This window comes from Mojavia sp. (assembly GCF_059505145.1).
The window spans coordinates 47,400-65,622 of sequence record NZ_JCACKA010000035.1; the positions used below are offsets into that span (position 1 = coordinate 47,400).

At 41.6% G+C, this 18,223-nt stretch carries 18 protein-coding genes; 10 read left to right on the forward strand and 8 right to left on the reverse strand.

Annotated features, from left to right (window positions below):
• Positions 1 to 194 precede the first annotated feature (194 nt).
• The 3 genes from AC5JL8_RS05735 (at position 195) to AC5JL8_RS05745 (ending at position 4,018) form a co-directional block, all read left to right on the forward strand.
• Positions 195 to 1,280, forward strand: a complete 1,086-nt coding sequence (locus AC5JL8_RS05735; RefSeq protein ID WP_495878816.1) for a DUF6745 domain-containing protein — start codon at positions 195 to 197, stop codon at positions 1,278 to 1,280.
• 233 nt (positions 1,281 to 1,513) lie between these two features.
• Positions 1,514 to 1,825 (forward strand): RNA-binding regulator, encoded by a 312-nt coding sequence (rbp, locus tag AC5JL8_RS05740; RefSeq protein WP_495878817.1) that lies wholly within the window; start codon positions 1,514 to 1,516, stop codon positions 1,823 to 1,825.
• Between the two features lie 630 nt (positions 1,826 to 2,455).
• Positions 2,456 to 4,018 carry an NAD(P)H-quinone oxidoreductase subunit N gene (locus tag AC5JL8_RS05745; protein ID WP_495878818.1) on the forward strand — a complete coding sequence of 521 codons (1,563 nt, stop codon included), beginning with the start codon at positions 2,456 to 2,458 and terminating at the stop codon, positions 4,016 to 4,018.
• A gap of 669 nt (positions 4,019 to 4,687) precedes the next feature.
• Here AC5JL8_RS05745 and AC5JL8_RS05750 read toward each other — a convergent pair.
• Positions 4,688 to 5,323 carry a response regulator gene (locus AC5JL8_RS05750; RefSeq protein WP_495878819.1) on the reverse strand — a complete coding sequence of 212 codons (636 nt, stop codon included), beginning with the start codon at positions 5,321 to 5,323 and terminating at the stop codon, positions 4,688 to 4,690.
• Between the two features lie 362 nt (positions 5,324 to 5,685).
• Between AC5JL8_RS05750 and lipA the strand changes: the two genes are divergently transcribed.
• Together lipA and AC5JL8_RS05760 are read left to right on the forward strand one after the other, a co-directional pair.
• Positions 5,686 to 6,585 (forward strand): lipoyl synthase, encoded by a 900-nt coding sequence (gene lipA / locus AC5JL8_RS05755; protein ID WP_495878927.1) that lies wholly within the window; start codon positions 5,686 to 5,688, stop codon positions 6,583 to 6,585.
• A gap of 193 nt (positions 6,586 to 6,778) precedes the next feature.
• Entirely contained in the window at positions 6,779 to 6,916 is a 138-nt protein-coding gene (locus tag AC5JL8_RS05760) for a photosystem I protein PsaX (RefSeq protein ID WP_495878820.1), read from the forward strand.
• A gap of 21 nt (positions 6,917 to 6,937) precedes the next feature.
• Here AC5JL8_RS05760 and AC5JL8_RS05765 read toward each other — a convergent pair whose 3' ends face one another.
• Positions 6,938 to 7,804 (reverse strand): branched-chain amino acid ABC transporter permease, encoded by an 867-nt coding sequence (locus AC5JL8_RS05765; RefSeq protein ID WP_495878821.1) that lies wholly within the window; start codon positions 7,802 to 7,804, stop codon positions 6,938 to 6,940.
• A gap of 185 nt (positions 7,805 to 7,989) precedes the next feature.
• Between AC5JL8_RS05765 and hrmK the strand changes: the two genes are divergently transcribed.
• Both hrmK and larE read left to right on the forward strand, forming a co-directional pair.
• Positions 7,990 to 9,819, forward strand: a complete 1,830-nt coding sequence (gene hrmK / locus AC5JL8_RS05770) for a hybrid histidine kinase/response regulator HrmK (protein ID WP_495878822.1) — start codon at positions 7,990 to 7,992, stop codon at positions 9,817 to 9,819.
• A gap of 59 nt (positions 9,820 to 9,878) precedes the next feature.
• Positions 9,879 to 10,706 (forward strand): ATP-dependent sacrificial sulfur transferase LarE, encoded by an 828-nt coding sequence (gene larE / locus AC5JL8_RS05775; protein WP_495878928.1) that lies wholly within the window; start codon positions 9,879 to 9,881, stop codon positions 10,704 to 10,706.
• Here the strand turns inward: larE and AC5JL8_RS05780 are convergent.
• Entirely contained in the window at positions 10,667 to 10,993 is a 327-nt protein-coding gene (locus AC5JL8_RS05780; protein WP_495878823.1) for a hypothetical protein, read from the reverse strand. The two genes, larE and AC5JL8_RS05780, sit on opposite strands and share 40 nt — an antisense overlap.
• Entirely contained in the window at positions 10,945 to 11,967 is a 1,023-nt protein-coding gene (locus tag AC5JL8_RS05785; RefSeq protein WP_495878824.1) for an SGNH/GDSL hydrolase family protein, read from the reverse strand. The genes AC5JL8_RS05780 and AC5JL8_RS05785 overlap by 49 nt, the downstream gene beginning before the upstream one ends.
• 553 nt (positions 11,968 to 12,520) lie before the next feature.
• Here AC5JL8_RS05785 and AC5JL8_RS05790 point away from each other — a divergent pair.
• Together AC5JL8_RS05790 and AC5JL8_RS05795 are read left to right on the forward strand one after the other, a co-directional pair.
• Positions 12,521 to 12,733, forward strand: a complete 213-nt coding sequence (locus AC5JL8_RS05790; protein WP_495878929.1) for a helix-turn-helix domain-containing protein — start codon at positions 12,521 to 12,523, stop codon at positions 12,731 to 12,733.
• Positions 12,734 to 12,933: 200 nt separating this feature from the next.
• Positions 12,934 to 13,128, forward strand: coding sequence for a hypothetical protein (locus tag AC5JL8_RS05795; protein ID WP_495878825.1), 195 nt, complete (start codon positions 12,934 to 12,936; stop codon positions 13,126 to 13,128).
• Between the two features lie 50 nt (positions 13,129 to 13,178).
• Here the strand turns inward: AC5JL8_RS05795 and AC5JL8_RS05800 are convergent, their stop codons facing one another.
• The 3 genes from AC5JL8_RS05800 to AC5JL8_RS05810 all read right to left on the reverse strand — a co-directional run bounded on the left by AC5JL8_RS05800 (position 13,179) and on the right by AC5JL8_RS05810 (position 14,970).
• The gene (locus AC5JL8_RS05800) at positions 13,179 to 14,084 is read right to left on the reverse strand and encodes a DNA-methyltransferase (RefSeq protein WP_495878826.1); all 906 of its coding nucleotides are present in this window, start codon (positions 14,082 to 14,084) and stop codon (positions 13,179 to 13,181) included.
• 134 nt (positions 14,085 to 14,218) lie between these two features.
• Positions 14,219 to 14,659 (reverse strand): cyanase, encoded by a 441-nt coding sequence (cynS, locus tag AC5JL8_RS05805; RefSeq protein WP_495878827.1) that lies wholly within the window; start codon positions 14,657 to 14,659, stop codon positions 14,219 to 14,221.
• A gap of 41 nt (positions 14,660 to 14,700) precedes the next feature.
• Complete coding sequence (locus AC5JL8_RS05810; protein ID WP_495878930.1) at positions 14,701 to 14,970, reverse strand: DUF433 domain-containing protein; 270 nt, start codon at positions 14,968 to 14,970, stop codon at positions 14,701 to 14,703.
• 310 nt (positions 14,971 to 15,280) lie between these two features.
• Between AC5JL8_RS05810 and AC5JL8_RS05815 the strand changes: the two genes are divergently transcribed.
• On the forward strand, positions 15,281 to 15,832 hold the full coding sequence (locus AC5JL8_RS05815; RefSeq protein ID WP_495878828.1) for a hypothetical protein: 552 nt from the start codon (positions 15,281 to 15,283) through the stop codon (positions 15,830 to 15,832).
• A 137-nt stretch (positions 15,833 to 15,969) separates the two neighbouring features.
• Here AC5JL8_RS05815 and psaB read toward each other — a convergent pair whose 3' ends face one another.
• Entirely contained in the window at positions 15,970 to 18,201 is a 2,232-nt protein-coding gene (gene psaB, locus AC5JL8_RS05820; RefSeq protein WP_495878829.1) for a photosystem I core protein PsaB, read from the reverse strand.
• Between the last annotated feature and the right edge of the window lie 22 nt (positions 18,202 to 18,223).

Below are 18,223 nucleotides of genomic sequence, written 5' to 3' on the forward strand. Positions count from 1 at the left end.
AATCATTGTCCTACTAACAGCAAAATGCTAGATTTACCTAATTTTGAATCTGAGTTATGGCGACTGCGGCTAGACAATTAGCAAATTGTCTATGCTATTTTTGAAATAGATAACATTGTTGATGTATTAACTATAAGAAAACGTCCTCCTTATGACTGGAATTACAAATATTCATCGAATATTTGGAAGAGAAAATGATTGAAAAACTCACGCCTGAGCAAGAAGCTTTGATACCAGTTTATTGGGATAAGTGGCGGAAGATTGCGCTTTCAACTGAGCGAATTGATCGATATAAGGCTGCGGAAGCAGTCAAAGCTGCATACGCTGCAATTGACTATGAACAGCCTGAAATACTATTTCAGGATAGTCCATATACAGCTTGCAACTGGATGTTAAAACGATTGTCCCCTCAATTTATAAAAAGTTACCTGAATGAACCGAATGGTTTAGGAAGCTTATTTCCGGCTCATTTCTTTCAAGAACTTTCGAGTCAATTAAGGCAACAGTTTGGGAAACAAGTATTTAGTCAATTAAAGAGCTTTTTATATTATGTAGCAGATGATCCGTTCAATCATGAAATATTTAACAGCTTACTTGACAAATTTAGCAGCCAAGTAGACGAGCAACTAGAGGATTATTCGTGGTGGATTGAAATTCAACTTAATGAATGCTTTAAACCCGAAAATTACGTTCATCGGATGGCTGGATTTGATTTGTGTATCTCTATTCTCAACCTTATTCATCCTCAACAGGAATGGCAGGTATTTCAATCACTAATTCAAGAATGTGGTTGGTTATTTGCTTATGATGACATTTGCATTGTATGCGATCGCCCGCTTCATATCCGCTTCGATAATCAAAATCGTCTCCACGCAGAAGGCGAACCTGCAATAGAATATGCCGATGGATTTAGCCTCTACTCCTATCACGGTGTAACCTTACCTGAAAAATACGGTAAACTCCACCCGCAGCAATGGCAAGCTACATGGCTATTAACAGAAGGAAATGCCGAACTGCGGCGAGTATTAATTCAAGGAATTGGTTATGCCCGAATCTGCGAAGAATTACAAGCAATTGAATTAGATACCTGGGCAGAATATACCCTACTAAAAATTGATACTGACGTTGATGAAGAGCCAATTTACTTATTAAAAATGACTTGTCCCAGTACTGGATTCATACACACCTTGCGAGTTCCACCTGAAATCAGATCAGCGCATGAGGCAATTTGCTGGGTAAATTGGGGAATCGCTCCAGAGGAATTTGCTATACAAACCTAAATCCTTAATTTGATACTCACTAATAAATCAAACTACTAATAAGGATAATCAAAATTTTCGTATTATAGCATACATTATGACCAATGGATAAGATTTATCGCTGCACGAGATAAAAGTTGTGTTAGCATAAAATTGGAGAAGTTAAATTCGGTGATACAGATCTTGTTTTTAGTCATAATTGCAAGCGGCTCTCCGGATAAGCATCTCTGCATCAATGGATTCTGGAGAGTTTCATGTCTATTTACGTAGGGAACCTATCCTACAGCGTCACACAAGACGACCTCAGTAAGGTATTTTCTGAGTACGGTGCTGTAAAGCGAGTTCAATTACCGACAGATCGGGAAACTGGCCGCGCACGGGGCTTTGGTTTCGTAGAAATGGAATCAGCCGCCGCAGAAGATGCAGCTATTCAAGCTCTAGATGGTGCCGAATGGATGGGTCGTGTAATGAAAGTTAACAAAGCTAGACCACGGGAGGAGAAAAGTACTCGCTCTGGCGGTGGCAACTGGGAAAGAAATGCCAGTGGATACTCACGACGTTATTAAGTCTTGAGGCTATTCACAAAGGCAAAGCTATAACAAGCACTTGCTAAACAAAAATTATCCCAAAATCAGCAGATTCAGTAGTTCACTGAATTGCTTGTTTATATATAAGCAGTTCAGCTATCTATTGAACTGCTTATTTTTCAGCTAATTTCTGTTGTGTTGGGTATAAGAACTTTGTTTGATAAGATACCAACTATAAAATTTGGCATTGCTGAATATGAGGATGAAAATTAAAAATTCGATCTCTCAAACTCTTATTCTCCGCGCCCACCGTACCCCTACGGGGAAGCAAGCTACGGGCAGCGTCTTTGACAGGAGAAGTTTGCAAGGGCGGGGAAACCCTCTCGCAATGCTGGACTCACCGCACCGCAACTTCTCTGTGCGTCTCTGCGTGAGGCAAAAATCATCCCACTAATCAGCAACGCCTTAATTAAATTTAAATATAATTTAATTTGCTTCTAGAGAAAGAAGCTTTGTCTGGTGACAAGAAGGCTAATCTTTGACAAGCAGGTCTAAATCCAGGCGAGTCTATGCAATCAGACAAAAAGGTTTATGCAACTTTAGTTCATAACAATAGATAGAATGAACAAAGTTAGCCTTGATGTCTAATCGCCAAAACCTATACAACTCATGGATTTTGCTAATCTTGCATCCCAGTTAAATGCTGGAACGATTTTGCCAGAGGGGATTGTAATTCTCACCCTCTTGGGGGTTTTGATAGTTGATTTGATTTTGGGGCGTACATCCTCACGCTGGATTGGATATCTAGCGATCGCAGGTTTACTGACTTCGATTGTCGCCCTGTATTTTCAATGGGATGCTACCAATCCCATCTCCTTTAGCGGTGAGTTTAATAGTGACGACCTCAGTATCGTCTTTCGCGGTATCATCGCCTTGTCTGCCGTTGTCACTATATTGATGTCCATTCGCTACGTTGAGCAGAGTGGAACCGCTTTAGCAGAATTCATTGCGATTTTGCTAACAGCTACCTTAGGGGGAATGTTTTTATCCGGGGCTAGTGAGTTAGTGATGATTTTCATCTCACTAGAAACCCTAAGTATTTCCTCTTACTTGCTAACAGGTTATACCAAGCGTGACCCCCGCTCTAATGAAGCAGCGCTGAAATACCTGTTGATTGGAGCTTCGAGTACAGCAGTATTTTTGTATGGCGTGTCGCTGCTCTATGGTCTCTCAGGTGGACAAACAGAACTGGGTGCGATCGCCAACGGCATTGCTAATGCTAACCTTGGTCAATCTTTAGGTTTAGTGATTGCCCTCGTTTTTGTGATTGCAGGTATTGGCTTCAAAATCTCCGCTGCGCCCTTCCACCAATGGACGCCAGACGTTTATGAAGGCGCTCCCACCCCAGTAATTGCCTTTTTGTCTGTGGGTTCCAAAGCAGCTGGATTTGCCCTAGCTATCCGCTTACTGACAACAGCCTTCCCCCTCGTTGCCAACGAGTGGAAATTTGTTTTCACCGCCCTTGCTGTTCTCAGCATGGTGTTGGGTAACGTAGTTGCTCTAGCGCAAACCAGCATGAAACGGATGCTAGCTTATTCATCCATTGCCCAAGCAGGGTTTGTGATGATTGGCTTAATTGCTGGTACCGAAGCTGGGTATGCCAGTATGATATTCTATCTGCTGGTCTACCTGTTCATGAACCTGTGCGGCTTTACCTGCATCATTCTGTTCTCCCTGCGGACAGGAACCGACCAGATTGCTGAATACTCTGGCTTGTATCAAAAAGACCCACTTTTGACATTGGGCTTGAGTATCTCCCTGCTCTCCTTGGGCGGTATTCCACCACTAGCTGGCTTTTTTGGCAAAATTTACTTGTTCTGGGCTGGTTGGCAAGCAGGTCTTTATGGATTAGTCTTGTTGGGCTTAGTTACTACTGTTGTCTCCATTTACTACTACATTCGTGTAGTCAAAATGATGGTAGTCAAAGAACCCCAAGAAATGTCTGACGTGGTGAAGAATTATCCCGCAGTGCGTTGGAATTTACCTGGGTTTAGACCTTTGCAGGTAGGGCTAATAGTAACTTTAATCGCCACATCTATAGCAGGGATTTTATCAAATCCGCTGTTTACCCTAGCTAATAATTCAGTTGCTAATACTGCCATATTACAAGCAGCAACGGTTGTTAGTACTCAGGCAAGTGCGGTTAACACTGAGCATCCAGAAGGTTTATAACTTAGTAATAGATAATAGGTAATAAGTGCTAGAAAATTCTAATTACCTATTATCTATTTCGTAATTGCCACATTACGCTTATATATAAGTAGAAAAATGGTAATCTGAAGTTTTAACAGTAAAAGTTGCTGTGTTTAATAATTTATTGGGCTTCTTTCCATGTGTAGATTGCTAGTCACGTTTAGGAGCAAATTGGCAAGCAGCCCAAATAAAAAAGCCTGTCATTACCCTTAGATTCAAGAGTGCATACTGACAGGTTTAGTGGGTTTAAGGCTGCTTTTGTGTTAGCCGGTATATGAGTTGAGTAATCTTAGCTTGTCTCAATTCTCAGGTATGTGGATCTGAGTCCACTGAAAAGAGCAGGCTAATGTATGGGTATAAAAGTGTGGGAAAAACTTGTCTTCCTGCTTTAGTAGCTTAAAAGAACATTTTTCCGTTCTCAAAGCGCGATTGCGCGGAGCGCGGCGCAAGGGCGATTCGCATTGTGCTATATCTCCATACTGCCAACGAGCAAGGTAATTCCCTTTATAAATCTAGAGGCGCAAACTACCGCTATTATTTTTTCCTGTTTTAAGTTTTTTAAACTAACCATTTTACCTGCTTGCGATCAAATGACCATTTTCGGAGCAGGGAATGCTTGGTAGCCAAAATATATGATAAGCAGCAATACTATTTAATTTTCTGTTTGATAAAGGTCACAACCTGTGTTAACTGTTTTTTCAAGCTTTCAATTTCGGCTTGCATCTTGATAATTTTTTCATTTAGAACTTCAATTTCCGTGGAAGAAGCCGCCTCAACAGTAGGGGCTTGGACTGTGTTATTACTGACGCTAGAGGTTGCTACTGAGCTATTGCTGTTATTAGGGACTGAGGCTGTGCCATTTTTAGCGGTAACCCCTGCTCCTACCAAAACTGGTTCTGGACGTGTCTGTTTAGCCTTTGCCATTGCTGACTTAATCGCACCAATGAGTTGCTTTTGATCAAAAGGCTTGCCGAGAAATTCAAAATATTCAAAAGGTTCTGGAATTTTCTCAGTTACCTCTTCCTTACGGCCAGACATGATGACTAAAGGAATCTTCCTTAACTCCGGTTGGGCTTGAAGTTGCTGGAAAACTTCCCAACCACTCATTTTAGGCAATATAAAATCCAACATGATCAAGCTGAGTTTTTCCTGAAGGATAAAATTCAGTCCTTCCAGACCGTCTTTTGCTTCTATGACCTCAAAATTACCCGGAGGCAACATTTCTCGTACTTTTACCCTGACAACTGTAGTGTCATCGATAACTAAAATTTTGTTACTTGCCACGACTGATTACTCTAACAGAAACTATAGGTTTAGATGGCGTTTGCGCCGATTGACTTTGAGAATTCTCCCACTATACTCAAAATTTTTCTTGATTGGGGGAGAGTATATTCCGGTATAAGTGATGATGCTGAAAGTATTTTAAACAACTTGTAATTGTATTCTGGTCAATTTATGTCATGGTCATATTTAAGGCTTGAACCTTGCTCTAAGGCAGTCCCAATGAAAAAGGGACTAGGGATTGGGGACTGGGGAACAAGAGGGCAGGGGAGAAATGATTCTCAGCACTCAGTACTCAGCACTCAGCACTCTTTCAAGCTAGAAGAAACTCGCCCCATAGTACTTTTGGATCTGCTTGGATGTCTATGACTTCTTCACAACAAGCTCAACTTAAGTCGGAAATTATGGCAATGCCAAGCTGGTTACGTCGCTCTATTGGCAAAGCCAGTGAAATCTCCACCGTGCAACGCATTATTAAGCAGCGCCAAATTCATACAATTTGCGAAGAAGGACGCTGCCCCAACCGGGGGGAGTGCTATGCCCAAAAAACTGCAACTTTTTTACTGATGGGCCCAACCTGCACACGCTCTTGTGCTTTTTGCCAAGTAGATAAAGGTCATGCACCAATGCCACTTGACCTAGAGGAACCAAAAAAGATAGCTGAAGCGGTGCAGCTTTTAGGGTTACGTTATGTGGTGCTGACTTCTGTAGCCCGTGATGACTTAGCGGATCAGGGTGCAGGCCATTTTGTGCAAACGATGGAGGCTATCCGTCAGTTGAACAATGAAATTCAAATTGAAGTGCTAACACCAGATTTTTGGGGTGGTGTGGGATCTGGGGCAGAAGGTCAACGTCAGCGAATAGCCATGATTGTAAACACAAAGCCAGCTTGTTTTAACCACAATATTGAAACAGTAAGACGTTTAACTGGGCCAGTGCGCCGGGGAGCGAAGTATGATCGCTCGCTACAGGTACTTTCTGTTGTTAAAGAAATAGATTCCTCCATCCCTACCAAATCTGGTTTGATGCTGGGACACGGCGAAACTATCGATGAAATCACCGAAACAATGGCAGATTTAAGGGCAGTAGGGTGCGATCGCTTGACAATTGGTCAATATATGCGTCCTTCCTTAGAACATTTGCCAGTCCAAAAATACTGGACTCCAGAAGAATTTGATCATCTCGGCAGCGTAGCATGGAAGATGGGATTCAGCCACGTCCGTTCTGGGCCTCTGGTTCGCAGTTCCTACCATGCAGGAGATTAGGTATTGGGTATTGGGTATCGGGGATTGGGCTATCGGGGATTGGGTATTAAATAAATTGCCCAGTCCCCAGCCCCCCGTCCTCAGCCCCCAGCCCCCAGTCCCCTAATGCCACACAAATATTTTTAAAGAATTTGGGTAATTGGCACGCCTGTTTGGTATGTCTTAAAAAGTCTTGAAATTAGGAGAACAGCTTATGACTGCAAAAACCAAAAATTCCCCAGTTCCTGATACTGGCGCTAAACCTCCCTACCCCTTCCGTACAGGTTGGGCACTCTTTCTTTTAGCTATTAACTTTGTGGTAGCCGCTTTCTATTTCCATATCATCGAATAGTTAGAAGTTGAGTGGTGCTGCTCAAATCGTGCCTTTGAATAAACCTTTGGGACGAATGAGCAGCACCAAAATCATAATTAGTAGCGCTATACCTTGTTTATACTGAGAACCCAGCCAGATGGTGCTGACTTCTTGGGCTATGCCAATGATAAAAGCTGCTGCGATCGCACCATAAGGATTACCAATACCACCGAGAATCACAGAAGCAAATAATGGTAAAATTAAAAACCAACCCATATTTGGACGCACAGCCGTAATTAACCCGTACATACTACCTCCTAAAGAGGTTAGCGTACCAGCAATTACCCACGTCCATAAAATTACTCGGTCAACATTAATACCAGATACTCTAGCTAAGTCCAAATCGTCGGCAACTGCTCGCATCGCTTTGCCAATTTTAGTATTTTGCAGTAAGTAATGCAGTGCCAAAATTGCCAGCACTGCTAACCCCAACACTAATAATTGATTTTGCGGTACCTTTAAACCCAAAATGTCTAAAGCAGGGGTAACCAGTAAATTGTAATTTTGGTTCTTGCCGCCCCAAATTAAAATAATGCTATTGCGAAGGAATAGAGCAAGTCCGATGGAGATAATAATCAGCGTAGTAGAATTAGCACGAAGGTCGCGCATCCTTGACCACAGCAACTTTTCTGACAAGAGCATTGTTGCTACTGTTCCCGCCGCTGCCAGTATCATTGACAACCAAATATTTATGCCAGTGCTATTTACCAGTAGCGTTAGATAGGCTCCTAAAGTTAGGAAGTCCCCGTGGGCAAAATTAGATAACCGTAAAATCCCATAAGTAAGGGTAAGTCCGACTGCCGCTAGAGCAATAATGCTCCCTACGGCAATTCCATTGACAATTAATTGAGCAAATTGTAAATCCATAGTTTTAAATTGCTTTTAAGAAATTGTAAATTAGTGATTTCATACAATAACTTTTGGGATCTTCGTCACATTCGACACTATAAGTTATGCTTTATAAATAAAAAAGAATTGTGCGCTAATATACATAGAATCCTGTTCGCACTAAAAAAGTGCGAGGCTACACTTGTTTGGCGGTCTAGTTGACCATGCAGCAGTATTCAAGCTTACCAGAACAGAACTCACAGATAGATGCAAGTCCAAAACTTTTGACAACAATCGAGCAACTTCGTGCCGAGTTGTGGCTGGAAAGCAGCTTGAACCAGTTGCAAAGCCATCTCAATGATTGCTTGCTTTCTGCCTGTAACATGCCACAAGCAGGAGCTACAGAAGCAGAAATTTACCAAACCTTGGTTAAGGATCTCAAGATTGCTTTGAAAACCAGCAAGGTGGCGATCGCTCTGTTCCCACCACAAGCAGCAGTTGGCAAAGTTTGTTATGTTTCGTCTTCCCCACCCCGAAACTCACAACTTCCATCCCTAGAATTGCTCTCCAAAAAAAGGAAAAAGCTGCGCTTGAGATTGGAAGAATTAATAGAACTTGAAGACTTGCAGCACTTAGAAAACCAGCAACCGCCTAGTGCTTGGCTATTATTCGATAATTTTGATGGGGTAACAAGCTGGCTAATTATTGCCACGCCATCCATTCGGTCGGATGGTGAATTATTCAATGCATCACAAGCTAAACTCAGATCGCAATTGATTACACGATCTGTCAAGCACTGTTCTGTAGTGTTGGCACAGCTGAGACAAATACAATCTTTACAACAAAAGTCTCAACACTTAGGCAGCTTTAATTGCGAACTGGAGCGCACTAATCAACTCAAAAATCAATTTTTAGCAAACACCAGCCATGAAATCCGCACACCGCTGAGTTCTATTATCGGTTTCACCCACCTGCTGTTAGCCCAAGGCTACAATCCAACTAAAGAACGCCATAAAGAGTATTTAAATATTATTCAGTCGAGCGGCAAGCACCTGCTAGCGTTAATCAACGATATTTTGGATCTCTCTAAAATTGAAGCGAACCAGCTAGAAGTGCAGAGGGAAATAGTGAATGTGCCAGCACTGTGCCATAATGTTTTGGCGCTAGTGAAGGAAAAAGCTGCTAATAAGGGTATAAAGCTGCTTCTAGACATAAGCCCGGATGTCATAACTCTAGTAGCTGACCCTTTGCGACTCAAGCAAATGCTATTGAATTTGCTTTTTAACGCCCTCAAATTTACTACTACAGGAACTGTTGGTTTACAGGTCATTGCTAAAGGTATATTTGTGCATTTTACAGTTTGGGATACTGGTACTGGCATCTCTAAAGCAGACCAGACTCAACTTTTTCAACCTTACTTCCAAATTGCCAACGCCGCAGTTAGTCGCAATGAAGGCACAGGTTTGGGGTTAGCTGTAACTCAAAAACTCGCAGAAATTCATGGTGGTTGGGTGGAAGTCGAATCGGAAGTTGATCGCGGCTCGCGTTTTACTATCGTATTGCCCCTCAATCAGCAAGGGGCAGTAGGGGGAAATAGTGATGTTGTTTCTTTATCATCCTTATCTCCTTTACCGATTGTTCCTAACTCTTTTATAGAAATTTTGTTAGTGGAAGACGACTTACACAACGCCAAGTTGATGCAAGTTTATCTAGAGAAATTGGGCTATCAGGTGAGTTGGGTAAAGAATGCTGCCGAGATGTGGGAAGTTCTCACAAAGCTAGATCCAGCAATAATTTTAATGGATGTCAACCTGCCGGATGGAAATGGTTTGAACTTAGTACGGCAGCTGCGAGAAAATCAGCAGTATCGAATGACTCCGGTAATTGCCCAAACAGCAATGGCGATGAAAGGCGATCGCGAAACTTGTCTAGCTGCTGGAGTCAATGACTATATTTCTAAACCAATTGATTTACCACTGTTAGCAAGCTTGGTAGCAAAATACAGCAAATTCCCAACCTCGCAAGAGGCGGGGAAAATGACTATTGACGAGTAACTAATGACTACAATGGAATTTGTTGGGTGCTATAGGGTTTCGGCAGGACTCTAAAAATGATGCTGACAGAAAAACTTGAGCAACTAAAAGCTTTATTTGCAGAAATGGAGCAGGCTTTGATTGCCTACTCTGGGGGTGTTGATAGTACTTTGGTTGCCAAGATTGCTTATGATGTGTTGGGCGATCGCGCTTTGGCTGTGACTGCTGTTTCGCCGTCGCTACTGCCAGAAGAGTTGGAAGATGCCAAGATTCAGGCGGCAACTATTGGGATTGGGCATCAAATTGTCCAGACGCACGAAATGGACAATCCTAATTACACCGCCAACCCTGTCAACCGCTGCTATTTTTGCAAAAGTGAATTACATGACACTCTCAAACCTTTAGCTAGGGAGTTGGGTTATCCCTATGTGGTAGATGGAGTGAATGCCGATGATTTGCATGATTATCGCCCAGGAATTCAAGCAGCAAAGGAACGAGGCGCGCGATCGCCTTTAGCTGAAGTTGGCGTCACCAAAATGGAAGTCCGCCAACTGTCGCAACAATTTGGTTTACCTTGGTGGGATAAACCCGCTCAACCTTGCCTTAGCTCCCGCTTTCCCTACGGTGAAGAGATTACTGTAGCTAAGTTACAACGAGTCGGTAGAGCAGAAATTTATCTGCGAAAGCTGGGGTTGAAGAATTTGCGCGTGCGATCGGAAGGAGATACAGCACGTATTGAATTACCGCCAGAACAAATCAAAGAGTTTGTATTAACAATAGATTTACAGAAAGTAGTTTCCGCTTTTCAAGAATTTGGCTTTATCTACATAACCCTAGATTTGGAAGGTTATCGCAGCGGCAAGTTGAATCAGGTTTTAAATCGGGAAGCTTTGGGCGTTAAAGTATAAGATTTCGAGGGTTGCTGAGTGGAGAGTGCTACCTCCCCTGCACTCCGAAGTTGCTTCACTTGGGGAGCCACCCCCGTGGGCGGGTTTCCCGGCTTGAGGGGAGTGGCGTCAGACCCCTGCGTACCCGTCACTCTCTCCTGCTCTCTGCACCCTGCTCCCTGCCCCTCTGCTTCCCAATCCCCAATCCCTTTTTCATCGACTTCCATAAATCTATAATTATGATGGCGATCGCTCAATTCTAGCGCTGAGTGAGCTTTAACTCTATCTGCTGTAGTGTTGCTTGCCAAACATCGTAACCAGATGGAGAAAGATGTAATCCATCTGTGGTCAAATCAAGGCGCAAATTACCTTCAAAGTCTGTAAACCATTTGTAGATATTTATATAAGTAGCTTTTTCTTGTTTGGCAATTAGTTCTAGTTGTGTATTGAGATGACGAATGCGTTTGTTAGAAATTGTTGGCAAGCGAGTAGGCAGGATTGATTGGATAATTATTTGAGTTTTTGGATGAGTTTGCCGTAAGCGGCGCATAATCAGGCGATGATTACGCAAAATTACCTCATCACTAACGCCTTTGCGTAAGTCGTTAATCCCCGCCATGACATATATCACATCTGGCCGTGTCGCTGAGAATGCAACCAATCTTTTTAAAACGCCACTGGAGGTATCTCCAGATATTCCCTGATTTAGCCACAACTTACCAGTTGGTAGTTTTTCTTTGGGAAACCACATGCTCAAGGAATCCCCGACTATGATGCTCAGACGATTTGCACCTTGGCCTTGTCCGATGGCTTTAGCCTCCAAAGCTAATAAACTTTTCCAATCTTCATAAGTTAGTTGGCGTTTCGTGTCCGGCTCCCAAAATGCTTGCAAGTTATCATCATCGACGCGTTTGGTAACCTGTCCTGTTTTCAGAGCTGCTAATCTCTGGTAATACAGTTGACTTCCTGTTACTAGTGCGTAGTTAGCTCCTGCGGAGGTTGGGTTGAATTCTGGTAAGGAGATACCAACACGGGGGATGATTTTTTCACCTTCTGTTGGCTGTGAACCCTTTAAAGTTTGCAAAGCCTGGTTGCTGAATTCCGGTAAGGAGATATCAACGCTGGGGATAATTTTCTCACTTACTGTTGGCTGGGAACCCTGCTTTAAATCCCACTGGAACCTAAAATGTTCTGGCATGATAATCGACATCTGTGGAAGAGCCGATGCTGGTATTGCCAATCCTGTTAACAAGCTTGCTGCCAACAGATAAGGGTCCCTCATCGTTTCATCTCTCCTATACTCATTGCTTTTACTTATGACAGTAGTAACTGGCTGTATTCAGGAAAATTTTACTTCGGTCAAGTTCTTATTTTCAATTACCCTGTCTAAGTCTGTAAAGCATGATCACGGGATTAAATTTGATAATTTACAATCTCTTAAAACAAATTTTAAGGGTTACTTACAAGTATAATTTATCGCATAATGTTTCCGCAGACACGGATTCGCTAACTTTACTACTTTGGATCACACTATTTAAGTGCTTTACCGCTTGGTCTGCTCTACAGCAAAATTGAAGCTTAATTTTTCCAAGTTTATTAGATCACCAATTTGTCTATTACGTCCAGAATTGGTGTTTTGTAAATAGTTTTTGTGGTTCTCGTTAGAAGTTTTGTTGGTTTTAATGTTGTTAGCATGGTAAAAATGTCTACCTAATTTTAGGCTGCCTATTTTTAGGAAATTCTGGTGATTGCCTTCAGTTTGTTAGACCAAAAACTGAGAGTTTGTTAATTTTCTCATATAAAATTTATTGATGCTGATGCATCGTTTGTCAAGTATGGGATTAGTAAGATTAAAAATACGAGAACTAGCGCAAGAGAAAGGATGGACGCTAAAGGAGGTTTCTGATCGTTCTGGGGTGATTTACAGTACGGTGCGAAGCTATGCTCGCCGCTCTAGAATGACTACAGTTGATTTTACAGCTATTCACAAATTAGCTCGTACATTTGATGTGATGATTGAAGACTTGGTAGAAATTCTAGAGGAGTAGGCAATTATTGAAAAAATTCTAACTATAGGCGTAGTAAATTTATTTTTATTTTTGCTAGTCAAATTTATAAATACTATAATTAATGCTGCAATGTAAAATATGCATTCGAGCAATTTAAATTGAGTATTAGAGTTATATAGAAGAACCAGATTGAAAGTGCTAAGATTTAGGCGAAGTCATTAATATTCACCTGTTATTTTGTGGCTAGAGCTAGTACAGCGATCGGTGTCAGTCCCATTATTAAAGAGATTGTGCAAAAACAGGCACATTCAACACGTTTAACTTTAAAAGAGGTAATTCTCATGGGAATGTTAGCAATTGATAAACTGGACGATCAAAGTCGTCAAGAACTAGCAAATGAAGTACATAAAATGCAGGTAAATGGTGAAATATGAATTTGCTTACTCGATGCAACATTCAAAACTCCAAAAATATTACTTATTAACTATTCACCAAAACGATAACGACTGGCATTAAGATAATCTTCATTAATTTCAAAAGATATCCATTGGCGTTGCATAGTCTCCGCTACAAATCCTGTAGTGTTAGAGCCAGCAAATGGATCTAATACTATATCACCTTCATCAGTTAAAAATTTGATGAAGAACTCCGCGAAAGTTGCAGGAAATCGCGCTGGATGGGGTTTAATTCCTGCGACTTTACAGCGGCGCAGATAAGCGCTATTTGATTCCGTATTAGCAATTTCTAGTAAGTTAGGTGGAATTGCACCCTGGTTATCCTTTTGAAATTTATCAGAAATATCATGTCCGCTTGGACGTATTTTAGCTTTATAGCCATTTTTGAGTAATCGTTTCATACTTTGGCTATATGGCTTTAAAACTTTTCTATTGTCTGCTTTGGGATTAGGTGTTTTGGACAACCACCAAACTACATTTACTGAATCTTTAACCCGAATTCGCCTAATTGTTACCCACTCAGCAGGAGTAGGTAATCTAGCTGGGTTGTAGTGGTAGAATTCTTGAGCAAGAAAAAAGCCAACTTCTTTGCATAATCTAACTAAAAGCTCATATTGATAGATACTCCGCACGGGATTACCAGGAAGATAAGCACCACCTAAATCTAATACAAATGAGCCATTATCAGTCAGTACTCGTTTAAATTCGTATGCAAAAGGTAGAAACCACTCTAGATATTTTTCAGCACTTTCATTGCCGTATTCTTTTTTGCGTGTAAGAGCAAATGGGGGCGAAGTTAGAATTAAATTAATACTGCTGTCATTGATGAATTTGATTAATTCTAGACTATTGCCTAAATATACTGCTCCGTTATTTTGGGTATAATAAGGGCTAAAATTACCTAATTCCTGTGTTTTTTTAGTTTTGGCTGTCAAGAGGAGTTAATATTTGAAGATTTTCGCGGTTTTATATTGATAACTTGTTTTAAACACAAAAGTTTTGAGTTAAAGAAAATAATATGTACTAGCATAAGGATAGGAATTACCCCATCCTATTTGGAATTAAAAACCTACCATTTTTTGTAAGGTAGAAATTTACCAGACATAATAATTTTCACGCGATCGCCTTTGGGATCTTCTTCTTTCTCTACATCCAAAGTAAAATCAATTGCGCTCATAATCCCGTCGCCAAACTTTTCTTGAATTACATCCTTAATCGGGAAACCATACACTTGCATAATCTCGTAGAAACGATAAATTAGGGGATCGGTTGGTACAACTGGGCCTAATCCTTTCACAGGGTATGCAGTTAATTCTTCTATATAACTTGCATCTAACCCTAATGCTTCCACTAATAATTTCGCTTCTTCTTCAGAAGCACTAGCTTGGCGGTAAAATACAGCAGCAATCCATACTTCGTCGCGTCCGATAATTTTTTCTAAATCAGCAAAACTTAATCCTTTATTTTGCTTTGCTGCTAATAAGTTTTGTGTAATTTCGGGAATAGACATCTAATAGCTCTTCTAGCCAATTAATTTTGCAAGATAAAATTTTAACATAATTGGAATAGGCAATCGCTCTTAGAATTATCTTCACCCGATATTTGCACTTCTTGTTGCTTAGTCAGTTGTGCTGCATAAGCAATGGCAATTTTGATATTTTCTAATGTTAGTGGAGGGTAATACTTGACTATTTCTTCAAATGTCAATCCTTCAGTTAGGTTATCAAGGATGACTGAAACCATCGCTTGTGTACCTTTAATGTGTGGCTTACTAGGACAAGTTTGAGGATTAATACTAATATGTTCTTGCCAGTTAGCAATGGTTTTGAGTGCTTTTGGTTAAAGTGGTTTATAGGCGATCACTTTTTGGTTGTTATTAGGTCAAATAAAATTAATTTTTATTAACTTGACTTGTCACTTTAATATGGTATTTAGCCATTATAGCTAAGTAAATTGTTAACAATAAACTGTATATGGCTGATCTAGAAAGTTTACTTAGTTACCTGCCAAATATAATTGATGAACTTAATCTTAATAACAGAATCAACAATTACAAACACAGATAAAAAATAAATCTCAGAAAACATTTACTTTTAAACTTTCAATCATTATTGGTCTTTGCAGCCCAATATTGCTGTTTTTTTGTGTTTGGATAGGTCAAGATAAATTACCACAAATACAGCAAATTACCTTAAATATTAATCAAGAAGAAAGGACTAAAAATAATTTTGAATCTGCACAAAAGCTTGGCATGGAAGCATCTTTAATCGTTCAAAATCCACCCCATGCCCCAGAAGTATGGGAAAAATCAAGCATTAAATGGCAAGAAGCAATCTCTTTATTAGAGAAAATTCCTGAAGGTACATCTATTTCTGAACAAGCAAAAAAACAAATATCTAGTTATCGTATTAATAGTCAAACCATCTCTAAAAGAATCTTAAATGAAAATCAAGCAAAAGAAAATTTTGAATTTTCCCAAAAACTAGCAATAGAAGCCTCTATTTTAGTTCAAAATCCTCCTCATCCCCCAAAAGTTTGGAAGCAAGCACAATTAAAATGGCAACAAGCAATCAAGTTATTAGAAAGTATTCCGCAGAGTACATTTGTGTCTGAAAAGGCTAAGGAGAAATTATCTAGTTATAAAACTAATTATGGTGCTGTGAGTACACAGGTAAAAGATTAAGTTTTTTTTTGGATTTAAAGAGATGGTAGTAGTTTAAATTCTAAGATTAGTATTAAAACTCGTGAGTCTTTAAAATATAAACAAATCCCCCACCGCAAGGTGGGGGATTTTAATTACCTAAAACACTATTAGCCGGATCAACCGAACTTGCCAGCGGTAGAGGCAATTAAAAAGGCTGCGTAGGTGAGGACATAGCCAACGGTGAAGTGAGCTAGACCAACCAAACGACCTTGAACGATAGACAGAGCAACGGGCTTATCTTTCCAGCGAACCAGGTTAGCTAGAGGAGTACGCTCATGTGCCCAGACAAGGGTTTCAATCAACTCTTGCCAGTAACCTCTCCAGGAGATGAGGAACATGAAGCCTGTAGCCCAAACTAGGTGTCCGAACAGGAACATCCAAGCCCAGACAGATAGGTTATTCACACCGTAGGGGTTGTATCCGTTAATCAACTGAGCGGAGTTAGCCCAGAGATAATCACGGAACCAGCCCATGAGGTATGTGGAATTTTCGTTGAACTGAGCAACGTTTCCTTGCCAAATACCTAAGTGCTTCCAGTGCCAGTAGAAGGTTACCCAACCTACTGTGTTTAATGCCCAGAAGAGTGACAGATAGAAGGAGTCCCAACCAGAGATGTCGCAAGTACCGCCACGACCGGGGCCGTCGCAAGGGAAGGCATAGCCGAAGTCCTTTTTATCGGGCATCAGCTTGGAACCACGAGCATCCAAAGCACCCTTGACCAGAATCAAGGTAGTGGTGTGGAGACCCAAGGCGATCGCATGGTGTACCAAGAAGTCACCAGGGCCAATTGTTAAGAAGAGGGAGTTGGTGCCAGAGTTAATGGCATCCAGCCAGCCACTCAACCAAACGTTACCGTAGTTGGGGTAGGCTGTGTAAGCAATACTATCAGGGTTAGACAGTAGGGTGTTTAAGCCGTACAGTACTTTTCCGTGAGAAGCTTGAACGAACTGAGCAAATACTGGCTCAATTAGGATTTGTTTTTCAGGAGTACCGAAAGCAACCACTACGTCGTTGTGAACGTACAAACCAAGGGTGTGGAAGCCTAAGAAGAGAGATACCCAGCTGAGGTGGGAAATAATCGCTTCTTTATGCTTCAGCACGCGGTCGAGTACGTTGCCTTTGTTTTGTTCGGGGTCGTAGTCACGAACCCAGAAAATCGCACCGTGAGCAAAAGCACCAACCATCAAGAAAATAGCGATGTACTGATGGTGAGTGTAAAGAGCTGCTTGGGTGGTGTAATCCTTAGCCATGAAGGCGTAAGGAGGTAGGGCATACATATGTTGAGCCACCAAGGAGGTAACAGTTCCCAGCGCAGCTAGGTGAATACCCAACTGAAAATGCAGGGAGTTGTTATAGGTGTCGTATAGCCCTTGGTGAGGCAGGTTGAACTGACCTTCACTCTTGCTTCCGGGTACTAAACCAGACTTGGAATTCAGCATTTCTTTGATGCTGTGACCAATTCCGAAGTTAGTCCGGTACATATGTCCGGCAATGATGAAGATAACAGCGATCGCCAAGTGGTGGTGAGCCATATCGGTCAGCCACAAGGATTCTGTTTGCGGATGGAAGCCACCCAAGAAAGTCAGAATCGCCGTACCTGCACCTTGAGATGTGCTGAATACATGACCTGCTGTATCAGGATTCTGGGCATAAACACCCCAGTTACCTGTAAAGAATGGTGTCAAGCCTGCTGGGTGGGGCAGAGTGGTAAGGAAGTTATCCCAACCTACGTGCTGTCCGCGAGATTCGGGGATTGCAACGTGAATCAAGTGTCCGGCCCAAGCCAAAGAACTGACACCAAACAGGCCTGCTAAGTGGTGGTTCAGGCGAGGTTCAGCACTCTTAAACCAAGAGAGGCTAGGACGGAACTTAGGCTGCAAGTGCAACCAACCAGCAAACAAGAACACTGCTGCCAACAGTAGGAGGAACACTGAACCTGTGTACAATTCAGTATTTGTCCGCATACCGATGGTGTACCACCAGTGATAAACACCAGAGTAAGCAATATTTACAGGATTGCTAGCGCCACCTTGGGTAAAAGCTTCGATTGCTGGTTTACCGAAGTGGGGGTCCCAAATCGCATGGGCGATTGGGCGAATATGCAGCGGGTCTTTAATCCACTGTTCAAAGTTACCTTGCCAGGCTACATGGAACAGGAGGCTGGAAGCCCACAGGAAAATGATTGCCACATGACCGAAGTGAGTAGCGAAAATCTTTTGGTAAAGATTTTCTTCTGTCATGCCATCATGGCTTTCAAAGTCGTTGCCTGTGGCGATCGCATACCATATCCGACGTGTAGTCGGGTCCTGTGCGAGATCCTGGCTAAATTTTGGAAATTTTGTTGCCATAGGTTTGATAATTCCTCTGACC

Coding starts and splice junctions, on each gene's coding strand:
- psaB (WP_495878829.1), bottom strand. CDS start 18,201: ATGGCAACAAAATTTCCAAAATTTAGCCAGGATCTCGCACAGGACCCG.
- AC5JL8_RS05765 (WP_495878821.1), bottom strand. CDS start 7,804: ATGGATTTACAATTTGCTCAATTAATTGTCAATGGAATTGCCGTAGGG.
- AC5JL8_RS05735 (WP_495878816.1), top strand. CDS start 195: ATGATTGAAAAACTCACGCCTGAGCAAGAAGCTTTGATACCAGTTTAT.
- cynS (WP_495878827.1), bottom strand. CDS start 14,659: ATGTCTATTCCCGAAATTACACAAAACTTATTAGCAGCAAAGCAAAAT.
- larE (WP_495878928.1), top strand. CDS start 9,879: ATGCTGACAGAAAAACTTGAGCAACTAAAAGCTTTATTTGCAGAAATG.
- rbp (WP_495878817.1), top strand. CDS start 1,514: ATGTCTATTTACGTAGGGAACCTATCCTACAGCGTCACACAAGACGAC.
- AC5JL8_RS05785 (WP_495878824.1), bottom strand. CDS start 11,967: ATGAGGGACCCTTATCTGTTGGCAGCAAGCTTGTTAACAGGATTGGCA.
- AC5JL8_RS05790 (WP_495878929.1), top strand. CDS start 12,521: ATGGGATTAGTAAGATTAAAAATACGAGAACTAGCGCAAGAGAAAGGA.
- hrmK (WP_495878822.1), top strand. CDS start 7,990: ATGCAGCAGTATTCAAGCTTACCAGAACAGAACTCACAGATAGATGCA.
- AC5JL8_RS05760 (WP_495878820.1), top strand. CDS start 6,779: ATGACTGCAAAAACCAAAAATTCCCCAGTTCCTGATACTGGCGCTAAA.
- AC5JL8_RS05745 (WP_495878818.1), top strand. CDS start 2,456: ATGGATTTTGCTAATCTTGCATCCCAGTTAAATGCTGGAACGATTTTG.
- lipA (WP_495878927.1), top strand. CDS start 5,686: ATGACTTCTTCACAACAAGCTCAACTTAAGTCGGAAATTATGGCAATG.